11 protein-coding genes are annotated in these 12606 nt (G+C 77.2%); 7 read left to right on the top strand and 4 right to left on the bottom strand.

The window, feature by feature from the left end; all coding sequences use genetic code 11:
• Window positions 1-49: 49 nt before the first annotated feature.
• On the bottom strand, window positions 50-823 hold the full coding sequence (locus tag AB6N24_RS08275; RefSeq protein ID WP_412868929.1) for an SDR family oxidoreductase: 774 nt from the start codon (window positions 821-823) through the stop codon (window positions 50-52).
• Between the two features lie 456 nt (window positions 824-1279).
• On the bottom strand, window positions 1280-2803 hold the full coding sequence (locus AB6N24_RS08270) for an amidohydrolase (RefSeq protein WP_412868928.1): 1524 nt from the start codon (window positions 2801-2803) through the stop codon (window positions 1280-1282).
• Window positions 2804-3034: 231 nt separating this feature from the next.
• On the opposite strand from AB6N24_RS08270, the gene AB6N24_RS08265 reads away from it, so the two are divergent.
• The 5 genes from AB6N24_RS08265 (at window position 3035) to AB6N24_RS08245 (ending at window position 8085) form a co-directional block, all read left to right on the top strand.
• Window positions 3035-4024 carry a metalloregulator ArsR/SmtB family transcription factor gene (locus AB6N24_RS08265; protein WP_412868943.1) on the top strand — a complete coding sequence of 330 codons (990 nt, stop codon included), beginning with the start codon at window positions 3035-3037 and terminating at the stop codon, window positions 4022-4024.
• Window positions 4021-4782, top strand: coding sequence for an aquaporin (locus tag AB6N24_RS08260; RefSeq protein ID WP_412868927.1), 762 nt, complete (start codon window positions 4021-4023; stop codon window positions 4780-4782). Before AB6N24_RS08265 ends, AB6N24_RS08260 begins: the two co-directional genes overlap by 4 nt.
• A gap of 39 nt (window positions 4783-4821) precedes the next feature.
• Window positions 4822-5274, top strand: coding sequence for an arsenate reductase ArsC (locus AB6N24_RS08255; RefSeq protein WP_412868926.1), 453 nt, complete (start codon window positions 4822-4824; stop codon window positions 5272-5274).
• A gap of 166 nt (window positions 5275-5440) precedes the next feature.
• Complete coding sequence (locus AB6N24_RS08250) at window positions 5441-6190, top strand: ABC transporter ATP-binding protein (RefSeq protein ID WP_412868925.1); 750 nt, start codon at window positions 5441-5443, stop codon at window positions 6188-6190.
• Window positions 6187-8085: an FtsX-like permease family protein gene (locus AB6N24_RS08245; protein WP_412868924.1), complete on the top strand. Its 1899-nt coding sequence runs from the start codon at window positions 6187-6189 to the stop codon at window positions 8083-8085. The genes AB6N24_RS08250 and AB6N24_RS08245 overlap by 4 nt, the downstream gene beginning before the upstream one ends.
• A gap of 96 nt (window positions 8086-8181) precedes the next feature.
• Here AB6N24_RS08245 and AB6N24_RS08240 read toward each other — a convergent pair whose 3' ends face one another.
• Window positions 8182-8964: a DUF899 family protein gene (locus tag AB6N24_RS08240; protein WP_412868923.1), complete on the bottom strand. Its 783-nt coding sequence runs from the start codon at window positions 8962-8964 to the stop codon at window positions 8182-8184.
• 177 nt (window positions 8965-9141) lie between these two features.
• Here AB6N24_RS08240 and AB6N24_RS08235 point away from each other — a divergent pair, with 177 nt between their 5' ends.
• Window positions 9142-10182, top strand: a complete 1041-nt coding sequence (locus tag AB6N24_RS08235) for a GGDEF domain-containing protein (protein WP_412868922.1) — start codon at window positions 9142-9144, stop codon at window positions 10180-10182.
• Window positions 10183-10213: 31 nt separating this feature from the next.
• Here AB6N24_RS08235 and AB6N24_RS08230 read toward each other — a convergent pair whose 3' ends face one another.
• A complete protein-coding gene (locus AB6N24_RS08230) occupies window positions 10214-11104 on the bottom strand; it encodes a GAP family protein (protein ID WP_412868921.1) in 891 nt (296 codons plus the stop codon).
• A gap of 117 nt (window positions 11105-11221) precedes the next feature.
• Between AB6N24_RS08230 and AB6N24_RS08225 the strand changes: the two genes are divergently transcribed.
• Complete coding sequence (locus AB6N24_RS08225; RefSeq protein ID WP_412868920.1) at window positions 11222-12589, top strand: sensor histidine kinase; 1368 nt, start codon at window positions 11222-11224, stop codon at window positions 12587-12589.
• The last annotated feature ends 17 nt before the right edge of the window (window positions 12590-12606 follow it).

Genomic DNA, 12606 nt, shown 5'->3' with positions numbered 1-12606 from the left:
CCGCACCACACCTCGAGGCCGTCGCTCCACACCGAGGGCCGGCCCCCGCTCAGCGCGTCTCGCGGGCCAGGTGCTCCGCGAACGTGGTCGTCCCGCGCACGTGGTCACCCCGCGGCACGAGCGCGCCGCCGGCCATCGCGGCGCCCGTCGCGCCCGGCACCCGCAGCGGGACGACGAGGCGGCGCAGGCCGCGGGCCGCGACCACGCGCCGCACGAGGTCGACCGTGTCGTGGTCCTCGGGCCCGGCGACCGGGACCGCGAACCCCTGCGGCTCGCCGTGCGCGAGCGTGACCAGGTGCTCCGCGACCTCACGCGCCGCGACCGGGCGGCTCGCCATGCGGGGCACGAGCACGACCGGGCCGAACCCGCGGTCGACGAGCTGACCGGCCAGCTCGTGGAACTGCGTCGAGCGCAGGACCGTCCACGGCACCGGGCCGGCGGCCACGAGCTCCTCCTGGCGGCGCTTGCCCAGGTAGTACCCGAAGTCGACGGTGTCGGCCCCGACGATCGAGACCGCCACGAGGTGGCGGACGCCGGCGCGGTGCGCCGCGGCGAGCAGGTGCTGCGTGGCGGCGGTGAAGAACCGCTCCGAGGTGCGCCGGCTCGCGGTCGTCACGTTGCTGACGTCGACGACGACCTCGACCCCCGCGAGCGCCGCGTCGAGACCCCGCCCGGTCGTGAGGTCCACACCGCGGGAGCGCGCCAGGACGACCGGCTCGTCACCCCGGGCCGTCAGCGCCTCGACGACGAGCCGCCCGAGCAGCCCCGTCCCACCCGCGACCGCGACCCTCGCCGTCGCACCCGCCGTGCCCGACACGTCCATCCGCCCGCCTCCCGGTCGCCCCGCCGCGCGTCCGAGCGTAGGGCCGGTACCGCGGGGGCGGGGGCCGTCGGGCGGTGACACGCGCCACTGCGGAGGTCGCCCGCCGCGCACGCACCGGGGGCCCTGTGGTACGCCTCGGTGCACGCACGGAGCACGCCCGGAGCGGGCACCGAGCCGGCGCGCAGCAAGCACGGCGCAGGCACGGGCCCGGCCACCGGCACCGGCGCGCACCCGACGACGACGGCGAGGCGGCATGGCTGACGCGGCACCCCGCACCGACCGCGCACCGTGGGCGTCCCTCGCGCGCCTCGACCCGGACCTCCAAGCTACGGCGACCTCGTGCTCGACGCGTGGGTGGCCGTCGGGGCTCCCGAGGGCTGGACCGACGCGGACACCGAGCGGGCGCGCGCGGTGCTCGCGGCGCGGCCCGGGTGACGCGGCGGGGCAAGGGGACGCTCAGAGCGTCGACCAGCTCCAGCCGCCCGCGAGCATCGTCGCCGCCACCGGCGTCCCGCGCAGGTCCGCGTCCGGCGCCCACGGGTCCGCGTCGAGCACCGCGAGGTCGGCGACCTGCCCGGGCTCGACGCGCGAGCGCACCGAGGCGCCGAGCGCGACGTCGAGGTCGATCGCCTGCTCGGGGTGCCACGGCTCGCGGCCGTCGCGCGCGCGGTCGACGGCGGACGCGACCGCCTGCCACGGGTCGAGCGGCGCGACGGGCGCGTCCGAGCCGAGCGTCAGGCGCACGCCCGCGTCGACGAGCGCACGCAGCACGAACGCCCGTCCGGTGCGCCCGGCCCAGTAGTGGTCGGCGACGTCGCGGTCGTCCATCGCATGCTCGGGCTGGACCGAGGCGACGACCCCCAGCGCGGCGAACCGCGCGACGTCCTCGGCGGTCAGGAGCTGGGCGTGCTCGACGCTGCCGCGCGCGCCCGACGCCGCGAACGCGTCGAGCGCGTGGGTGTTGGCCGCGTCGCCGATCGCGTGGATCGCGGAGCGCAGGCCGTGCCGGTGCGCGTGCGCCATGAGCGGCACGAGCTCGTCGGGCGGCACCGACAGGACTCCGCGCGCGTCCGGGCCGGTGAGCCCGGGGTAGGGGTCGTGGCAGTAGGCGGTGCGCGTGTTGAGCGAGCCGTCGGTGATGACCTTGAGCGGGCCCATCGTGAGCAGCGCCGCGTCGCCCTGCCCGGGCACGACGTCCCCGGTGCGGAGCTCCTCCGCCAGGGGACGGTCGAGGTGGTCGGGCCACACGCCCGCGGACACGCGCAGCGAGCGGCTGCCGCCCGCGATGCGCCGCCGCCACGCGGTCAGCAGGTCGCTCAGCTCGAGGTCGACGACCCCGACGACCCCGCGCGCGGCGGCGGCCCGCGCCGACTCGTCGACCCACGCGTCGAGGAGCTGCGGGGCGACGACGTTGACGCGGGCGCTCACCGCGAACCACTCGTGCTCGCGCAGCACCCCGTCCGCGCGCCACGGCACCTCGTACCGGGCGAGCGCGGCGGTGCTGAGCCACGCGCAGTGCACGTCGCCCGAGACCAGCACGACGGCGGCACCCGGGCGCCCCGCCCGCGCGGCGGCTTCGTCGAGCAGCGCCACGTCCGGGAGGTCCGGCCACAGCCCGTCGCGGAAGCCCATCCCGACGAGCACCTCGTCGGCGTCGCCGCGCGCGAGCCGCTCGGTGACGAGCCGCGCGGCGTCGGCCGCGGACGTCGCACCCGAGACGTCGAGGCGGCGCCGGAACAGCGCCCACTGGTCCATGTGCGTGTGCGCGTCCCACAGCCCGGGGACGACGACGCGGCCCCCGAGGTCGATCCGCTCGGCCCGCGCCCCGGCGCTCCGTGCGGCGTCCGGCCCGACGGCGACGACCCGCCCGTCGCGCACGTGCACGTCGACCGGCTCGCCCGCCGGCCGGCTCACGCGCAGCCCGTCCGGCGAGGTACGCGCGGCCCGCGCCCCCGTCAGCACCCACTCCTCGACGCCCACGCGCTGCTCCTCACTCGGCTCCGTGCACCGGACAGCATCGCGCACGCGCGAGGTCCTCGTCCGGGTGCCCGGGGGCGACGTGCACCCCGGCCGGCGATCCCGTCCCGTCCCGCTCCATCTTGACGTGTGTCAATATAGATACATGTCGAAGCAGCACCGAATCGCCGTCGTCGCAGGAGCACCGTGATCCCGTCCCCGGTCACGGGCACGGTCGGTAGCCCGGAGCACGCGATGGGTCCGGAGGCGGCGGCCCAGGTCGCGGTCGTGCTCAAGGCCCTGGCGGAGCCGTTGCGGCTGCGGATGCTGTCGTTCCTCACCACGAGCCCGACCGGCGAGGCGTGCGTGTGCGACATCGCGACCGTCGCCGACGTGTCCCAGCCGACCGTCTCCCACCACCTCAGGGTCCTCAAGGACGTCGGCGTCCTGGTCTCCGAGCGGCGTGGGACGTGGGTCTGGTACCGCGTGGCGCCGCCCGTGCGCGGTGCGGTCACCGCGCTGCTGGAGTCCTTCGCCCCCGCCGCGCTCGACGCGGCCCGCCACCACCCCGACCGGCCCACGGGCGAGCACGCGGACGTGGACGCCGAGCTGACCGCACTGGCGGAGGACCTGGCCGAGCAGCTCCCCGACGCCGGCGCCGGCGAGGTCCTGCACACGGTCCGCGAGACCTACACGGCGCTGGTCCGGCACTCCGGGGCCGGCGCGGCCCAGCTGGCGCGGGTGCGCCGGTTCGCCGAGCAGCGCCTCACCGACGTCGCCCGCGCCACCACGACCGGTCCCCGCCCCCCGCAGGTGCTGTTCGTGTGCGTGGCGAACGCCGGCCGGTCGCAGCTCGCCGCGGCGCTCGTGCGCCACTACGCCGGGGACGCGGTGGTCGCCCGCTCGGCCGGGTCCGCGCCCGCCGCCGCCGTGCACGCCACGGTGTCCCCGCTGCTGCGCGAGCTCGGCGTCGACCCCGCCGAGGTGTTCCCCAAGCCGCTGACCGACGACGCGGTCCGCGCCGCGGACGTCGTCGTGACGATGGGCTGCGGCGACACCTGCCCGGTCCTGCCCGGCACGCGGTACGAGGACTGGGTCGTCGGCGACCCGGGCCTCGCTTCCGCCGAGGGTGCGGCGGCGATCCGCGACGCCATCGACACCCGCGTCCGCGCCCTGCTCGCCGACCTCGCACCCGAGCTGCCCCTGTCCACCCCCGCCCCGGCACCGAAGGGGCGCGCCCGATGAGCGGACCCACCGCCCGCCCGGCCGCGGACCGGCCCCTGGTGCGTGCGCTGACGGCCGAGCTGGTGGGCACCGGCCTGCTGGTGGCCGTGGTCGTCGGGTCCGGGATCGCCGCCCAGCGACTGTCCCCCGACGACGTCGGCCTCCAGCTGCTGCAGAGCTCCCTGGCCACGACCCTCGGGCTGACGGTCCTGATCCTGCTGCTCGGGCCGGCGTCCGGTGCTCACCTCAACCCCGTGGTCTCGCTGGCCGACTGGGTCGTGGGCCGCCGCACCGGGACCGGGCTGACCGGCCGGCAGGTCGCGGCCTACACCGCCGCGCAGACCGTCGGCGCCGTGGCGGGCTGCGTCCTGGCCTCGGTCATGTTCACCGCCCCGGTCGCGGTCTCCACCACGGAGCGCACGGGGAGCGGTCTGCTGATCAGCGAGGTGGTGGCGACCGCCGGGCTGGTCGCGCTGATCCTGACCCTGGTCCGCACCGGACGCGGCGTCCTCGCCGCGCCGGCGGTCGGGGCGTACATCGGGGCCGCGTACTGGTTCACCGCCTCGACCTCCTTCGCCAACCCCGCCGTCACGGCCGGGCGGATCCTCACCGACACCTTCGCAGGCATCGCCCCCGCCTCCGCACCGGGCTTCGTCGCCGCGCAGCTCGTCGGGGCGGCCCTCGGCGTCGGGCTCGTCACCGTCCTCTACCCGGCCGCCGACCCGCGTGCCGACGCCGTCGTCGTCCCGCACGAGGACCCGGTCCCCGCCCGCACGTGACCGCTGATCTCCTGCCCACCACACCCTGAGGAGCACCCCGTGACCGAGACCACCACCACCCAGCAGACCCCGACCGGGACCGAGAGGCCGAGCGTGCTGTTCGTCTGCGTCCACAACGCCGGCCGCTCCCAGATGGCCGCCGGGTTCCTCACCGCCCTGTCCGGCGGCGCCGTCGAGGTCCGCTCCGCCGGCTCCGCGCCCGCCGACCAGATCAACCCCGCCGCCGTCGAGGCGATGCTCGAGCTCGGCATCGACATCCGCGCCGAGAAGCCCAAGGTCCTCACCACCGACGCGGTCCGGGCCTCCGACGTCGTCGTCACCATGGGCTGCGGGGACACCTGCCCCTTCTTCCCCGGCAAGCGCTACGAGGACTGGGTCCTGGAGGACCCGGCCGGCCAGGGCGTCGCGGCCGTGCGCCCGATCCGCGACGAGATCCGCGCCCGGATCCTGACCCTGCTCGGCGAGCTCGGCGTCGAACCGGTCGACGCCTGACCCGCAGCACCGGCACGACACGGCCCGGGGGGCGCCCCGGCCTCCCGGCACGTCCCTGCATCGAAGGATGCAACCCGCGCAGCACGTCCCTCCGAGGCTCGATGGGCACCCCTCCCCGTTCCTAGGTTCGAGAGCGGCACCACGACCTCGACCCAGGGAGCACCCCATGGCCACGCCCACCACGACGGAGCTGACGGCCACCGCCGTCCGCCTCGTCGACCTGCACAAGACCTACCCGGGCCGCGAGCCCGTCCACGCGCTGCGCGGGGTGTCCCTCGAGCTGCTCGCGGGCTCCGTGACGGCCGTCGTCGGGCAGTCCGGCTCGGGCAAGTCGACGCTGCTGAACTGCGCCGCGGGGCTCGACACGCCCAGCCGGGGCTCCGTCGTCGTGGGTGGGCACGACCTGACGACGCTGCGGCCCGACGACCTCACGCGGTTCCGCCGGGAGCACGTGGGCTTCGTCTTCCAGGCGTACAACCTCATCGGCCACCTGACGGCACGCGAGAACGTCCGTCTGCCGCTCGCGCTCGCGGGCCGTCAGGTCGACGCGGCGTGGGAGGCGGCCCTGCTCGACTTCCTCGGCGTGCCGGACCTCGTGGACCGGCTGCCGGGCGAGCTGTCCGGCGGGCAGGCCCAGCGGGTCGCGATCGCCCGCGCGCTCGTCACGCGGCCCGCCGTCGTGTTCGCCGACGAGCCCACGGGCGCGCTGGACTCCCGGACGGGGGCCGCGGTGCTCCAGGTGCTGCGGGACTCCGCGCGCGAGCTCGGGCAGACCGTGGTCGTCGTGACGCACGACGCGGGCGTCGCGGCCGCCGCCGAGCGCGTCGTCGTCCTCGCGGACGGGTTCGTCGTCGACCAGCTCGAGCACCCCACCGCCGAGCAGGTCACCGCCCGCCTCCTCACGAAGGGCCGGTGAGCACCGTGTGGCAGCTCGCGTCCTCGGGCGTCCGCGCCCACCGCGGGGCCTTCGCCGGCACCGCCGTCGTCCTCGCCGTCGCCGCGGCGGTCCTCGCCGTCACCGGGGTGCTGTTCGAGTCGGGCCTGCGCACGGTGGCCGCCGGGGACCTGACCTCGGGCGGGCTGCTCGTGTCCCTCGCGTCCTCGTACGCCGGGACGCTGCTCGTCGTCGTCGTGATGGTCGTCGCGGCGACCGTCACCCTCGCGCTGCGCAGCCGCCGCCGCGAGCTCGCGCTGCTGCGCGCGGTCGGTGCGACGCCGTCGCAGGTGCGCCGCACGGTCACCCTCGAGGTCGCGGTGGTCTCGCTCGTCGCCGCCCCGCTGGGCGCGCTCGCTGGCCTGTTCGGCGCGCGCCTCCTCGACCCCCTGCTCGTGCGCAGCGGCATGGTCGCCCCGGACTTCACGTCGGCCCTGTCGCCGCTCCCCGTCCTCGCCGCCGTCGCGCTCATCGTGGTCACCGCGGTGCCCGTCGGCCGGCTCGGCGCCCGGGAGGCCGCCCGGACCGCACCGACCGAGGCGCTCCAGCTGAGCGCCGTCGAGGACCGCGAGGTCGGGTCGGCCCGGCGGGTGACCGCCCTGGCCATGACCCTCGCCGGCGTGGCCCTGGCGTTCTCGAGCCTGTGGGTCCCGGGCCCCCTGGGGAGCGCGACCGCGGCGCTCTCCGCGTTCCTGCTGGTCGGGGCGGTCGCGCTCGCCGGCCCGGTCCTGGTCGGCTGGGTCTTCGACCGGCTCGCGCAGGTGCACCCGTCCGGCGGCCGCCCGGCCGCGCTGCTCGCCGTCCGCAACGTGCGCGGCTTCTCCCGGCGGCTGACGACCGTCGTCGTGCCGCTCGCCCTGGTGGTCGCCGTGGCGACCGTCCAGACGAGCGTGAACCGGGCGCTCACGACCGCCGCCCAGCAGGAGCTCGTCGCCTCGGTCGCCGCGGACCTCGTCGTCACGCCCCCCGAGGGCGCGGCGCGGGACGTGACCGCGCAGGTTGCCGCGGTGCCCGGCGTCGCGTCGGCCGTCCCGCTCGCGACCATCCCGGCGGAGCTGCGGACGGACGACGACCTCAGCGGCCCCCTCGCCTGGGAGGCCACCGCGCTGCGCGTCGTCCCCGCCGGCACCACCGCGCTCGACCCCGACGTCGTCGACGGCTCGCTCGCCGGCCTCGACGCCCCCGACACCGTGGCCGTCAGCAGCGACACCGCGTTCCTCGGCGGCGCCCGCCCGGGCGGGACCGTCACGCTCAGGCTCGGCGAGGACGTCGTCGACGCGACCGTCGTCGCGGTGTTCTCGCGCGGCCTCGGTGTGGGCGACCTGATCACCGGCCCCGCGACGGCCGAGGCCCACGGCGTGCCCGCCGAGGCCGACACCGTGCTCGTCGACCTCACCGCCGGCGCGGACCGGGCGCAGGCCGCGGCCGCGATCGCCGCCCTCGGCGCCACGGCGGCCGACCCCGCGACGCACGCCGCCACGGCGATGCGCTCGGCCGGCGGGGAGAACGACGTCGGGACCGCGCTGCTCCTCCTGCTGCTCGCCGTCGTGGCGGTCGGCGCGGCGAGCACGCTCGCGATGACCACGGTCGCGCGCCGCGACGAGCTCGCGCTGCTGCACCGCACCGGCACGACCCGCCGCCAGCTCCTGGCGATGACCACGGTCGAGGCGACGATCACGGGGGTCACGGCGTGGGTCGTGGGCACGGTGGCGGTCGTGCCGGCGGTGGTCGGTGTGAGCGCGGGGGCGCTCGACGGGCCGCCCGTGGTCGACCTGCCGTCCTACGGCGTGGTCAGTGCGGCCGTGATCCTCTTCGCGGTCGCGGCGACGGCGCTCGCGGCACGCCGGACGACGCGGCTCGCGACCGCGGTCGCCTGACCCGCGGCACGCGCGGCGGTCCCCAGCCGCACGCCCACCCGGGGCCCTGGCGGACCCGGGTGGGCGCCTCGTCGGTGCCCCCGGCAGCCGGCACCGTCAGTGGTGGTCCCCGTGTCGGCCGAGCGTCGTCTCGGGGGTCACGCCGGGGCGGGTCCACTGCGGCGTCGGGCGGCCGGTGCCTTCCCAGGTCCCGTTGCCGTCGACGTCCGTGCGCCAGTACCAGCAGGCGCCGTGCCCCTCGGGCCAGCCCTCGGGCGTGTCCTGCCACGCCTCGCCGCGCCCGTAGGGGGTCAGGTCGAGGAGCGCGAAGGAGCCGCTGGCCACCTCGGTGCCGCGCCCCGTCGTGTCGTAGGTGAGGAACGCCCGGTCACCGTCGCGCAGGAACACCGCGAACATCCCCATCTCGCCGCCGACCGGCTCGGGCACACCCCGCACCGAGTACCAGGGCTGGGTGTAGCCCATGAACTCGACGAAGGGCGCCACCTCGTCCCAGGCGCCCGTGGTCAGGACCGCGAACGAGACCCCGCGGGCCTGCAGGTAGGACGTGTCGCGCAGGTGCCACGCCGAGACGGTGCAGCCCTCGCACTGGCCCTGGTGCGGCGCCCCGTCGTGCCACATGTGCTTGTAGACCAGCAGCTCGTCGCGCCCCTGGAACAGGTCGAGGAACGGGACCGGGCCGTCGGGTCCGACGACCTCGACGGTCGGGTCGAGCTCGACCATCGGCAGCCGCCGCCGCGCCGCGGCGATCGCGTCGCCCTCGTGCGTGTGGGCCTTCTCGCGGACCAGGAGCTCGTCGCGCGCGGCCTGCCACGTCGCCGCGTCGACGACCGGCGGGCGGCCGGGCGCGAGGGTGGTCGGTCGGTCCTGTGCGGTGGTCATCGCGTCCTCCGAGGTGTCGCGGGCGGACGGCGGCGCCCGCCGTCCGGCGGTGATGAGGGGCAGACGGACCGCGGCCCCGGAACTCATCGGCGCCGACGGTGGTCCCGGCGGTCCGGCGTCGTCCCCTTCAGCCGCCGAGGCGCTCAGCGCGGGACTGCGGCGGCCGATGGGGCGGACGTGTCGTGGGAGCAGGAGTGCCGGCCGAGGGACCCGCGCGGTGCAGCACGCGCCGCGGCGGTCCTCGTCGCCGTCGCCGCGGTCGTCACGCTGGTCTTCACGGCGCTCGGCCAGGGGACGTCCTCGCTCGTCGCGCAGGTCGTCGTGACCGCGATCAGCGTCGCGGTCCTGCCGCTGGCCCTGGCGCTCTACCGGCACGGGCACCGCGCGCCGCCCGTCACCTGGCTGCTCACGCCGATCGTGGGGGTCGCCATCATCGCCGGCCTCGACGTCGTGACCCACGACGCGAGCGCGGCGGCCCAGGCGTTCTTCGCGTTCCCCGTCGTCTTCGCCGCCTCGCAGCTCGGCCGCCGGCCGGTCGCGCTCGTGACCCTGCTGGCCGTGCTCGGCAACGCCTGGGTCGTGTTCTCGCTGCTGCCGTCCGGGCGCGCGGCGACCGACCTCGCGTACATCGGGGCGATGCTCACGGTCGTGGCCGCGGTGCTGGTCCAGGCGGGCGAACGCCAGGACCGGCTCGTGACCCTGCTGACCGAGCAGGCTGCCGTCGACGCGCTCACGGGGCTCGCGACCCGGCGGGTGCTCGACGACGCGGCCGCGTGCGCCCTGGCGAGCACGGGCGACGGCACGGGCCTGCTGGTCCTCGACCTCGACCGGTTCAAGGTCATCAACGACGAGCGCGGGCACCCCGTCGGTGACGACGCCCTGGCGCACGTCGGTGACCTGCTGCGCCGCCGCGCCGAGCGCGACTCGATCGCCTCCCGCCTCGGGGGCGACGAGATGGCCCTGCTCCTGCCGGGGTGGGACCGCGCGGGGACGATCGCGGTCGCCGAGGAGCTCGTGCGGCTCGTGCGGGACAGCCCGCTGCGCACCGCGGACGGCCCGGTGCCGCTGACCGTGAGCATCGGCGTGGCGCACGCCTCGGGCGAGACGACGCTGCGCGAGCTCTACGCCGCCGCGGACGCCGCGCTGTACGAGGCCAAGGCCGAGGGCCGGGACCGCGTCGCGATCACCGGCTCGACCTCCGGGACCCGCTCCCGGTGAGCCGGGCGCCGCGCGCGCGCCGCCGGGCGGGTCAGTCGCCGATCCCCGCGACCGAGCCGGCCGTGCGGAGCGCGTCGAGCACCCACGGCAGGCGCGTGAGCGCGTCGCGCGCGAGCAGGAAGCCGACGATCCCGAGGATCCACGCCGTCGTCTCGCCCGCCGAGCGCTCCATCCAGCGCGCGACCCGCGCGAGGAGCGGCTCGACGGCCCGCGCGGCGACGAGGCGACCCCCGAGCAGCACGAGCGCGGGCAGGATCATGACGAGGCAGTAGCCGACGAGCACCGTCGCCCGCTCGGGCCACGTGAGCCCCGAGCCGGTGAGCAGCCCGATCGCCCCGAGGTACGGCAGCATCGACCCGAGCTCGACGGCGGCCGCCGCGACCGCCAGCCCCACGAGCGCACCGACGCCGCCCGCCTCGCCGCTCATCGCCCGGTCGCGCCAGCGCGTGACGCGTCCCTGCCGCCGGGTCGCGGTGGCAGGTCCGCGCGGGCCGCTCGCGCCGCCCGGGGCACCGCCGTCCGGGCTCCCGGTCCGGCGGGCGTCGAGCACCGTGCCGGCGTCGACCACAGCACCCGCAGCCGCTGCCCCGTGCGGCGCGCCCGTCGCGTCGGCGTCGGTCTTCGGCGCCCTGTACGCGAGCGCCCACAGGAGCAGGGCGCCGCCGAGCACGAGCTGCACCACGGACCCGGCCGTCCCCTCGCGCAGCCCCGAGCCGCTGCCGAGCGCCGCGTGCGCCCCCGACATGAGGACGAGGCCGACGACGAGGTAGAACGTCGCGACCGTGCCGAGGAAGACGAGCACCCGCCGGGCACGCACCCGCCCCGGCAGGAGCAGGAACCACACCGGGATGAGCAGCGTGCCGAAGCTCGTGCTGTCGATCAGGGCGAGGACGACGAGCTGTCCGAGCAGGTCAGGAGCCATGCGGCGAGCCTCGCTCGTCCCCGGGGCTCCGGTCGTCGGGCGAAGGGTGGCACGAACGGCCGGGTAGTACATCGTTCGTCGGATCCCGCGGGCGGCGTGCTGTGCTGGGATGGCGGGGTGAGGATCCCGGGCGCCCGCTGGTACCGGCGCGTGCGCGCGTCGGAGCAGACCAGCGACCTCCTCGACGCCGGGGCGGTGGCCCTCGTCGGCCTCCTGACCATCGCGGTCGGCATCGACGGCGTCTGGACCGACCTGGCCGAGCACCGGCCGCCCGGACCCGCGGTGCCGCTCGCCCTCCTCGCGGCGGGCTGCGCCCTCATGGCGGTCAAGCGGCGGTGGCCCGTCGGGGCCCTGCTCGCGGGCGTCGCGCTGTTCCTCCTCGACGCGTACCTCGGCGGCAGCATCGGCGTCATCGTCGCGCTCGTCGACCTCATCTACTCGGCGGCGATCCACGCCCGCCCGCGGGCTGCCGCGGTGCTCCGCTCGACGGTCGTCGCGCTCGGGGCCGTCGCGACCGCGCTGGTGTGGGGCGTCACGCACGACGCGCAGCTCACGGTCTTCCTCGCCCTGCAGTACTTCGCGCTCATCGGCACGCCGCTGTGGTGGGGCACCGCGGTCCGGCGGCAGTCGGAGCTCACCGCGCTCGCGACCGCACGCGCCGAGGACCAGCGCCGGCTCGCGTCGCTGCGGGCAGCCGAGCTCGTCACGGAGGAGCGGGCGCGGATGGCCCGCGACCTGCACGACGCCATCGCGGGGAACCTCTCCGCGATCGCGATCCACGCGGAGGCAGCGCTCGCGGTGCCGCCGGCCGACCCGCGCTCCGCCGCACGCGACCGCGCGGCGCTCGAGGCGGTCCGCGCCGCGAGCGTCACGTCGCTGCAGGAGATGCGCTCGATGATCCTGCTGCTGCGGGCCGACGGCGCGGCGTCGGACGACCCGACGTCGGCGGCCCCCCGGCTGCGCGAGGCGGCGGACCTCGTCGCCGCGACCGAGGCGGCGGGCCTGCGGCTGACGTGGGACGGCACGACGCTCGCCGACCTCCCGGCGCTGCCCTCGGCCGTGGACCAGGCCGCGTACCGGATCCTGCAGGAGTCGCTCACCAACGCCGCGAAGCACGCACCCGGCGCGCACGTGCGCGTCGACGTCGGGGTGCACGACGGGGCGCTCGAGCTCACCGTCGAGTCCAGCGCGCCGCCCTCCGCCGCCGCTGTCGGGGCGCCGGTCCCGGTGCCCGCGGCCCTCGGCGCTCCGGTCGCGGGCGCACGGGCTGCCGGCGCACCGGTCGACGGCGTCCCGGCCCTCGGCGTCCCCCTGCCCGTCGACGGTCGTCCCGCCGCTCCCGGACCGGGAGCCGACGGCTCCGGCCTCGGGCTGCTCACGATGCGCGAGCGCGCCGAGGCGCTCGGGGGGCGGTTCGCCGCGGGCTGGGCCGGCGACGCGCGCTGGTCCGTGGTGGCGACGCTGCCGCTGGGGGCGGGCTCGTGACGGGTGCGCCGCCGGTG

Origin of the sequence: Cellulomonas jepli (assembly GCF_047229345.1) — a bacterium.
Lineage (GTDB): Bacteria > Actinomycetota > Actinomycetes > Actinomycetales > Cellulomonadaceae > Cellulomonas_A.
The sequence above is the reverse complement of the archived record's forward strand: the minus strand, read 5'-3'. Positions and strand labels throughout refer to the sequence as shown.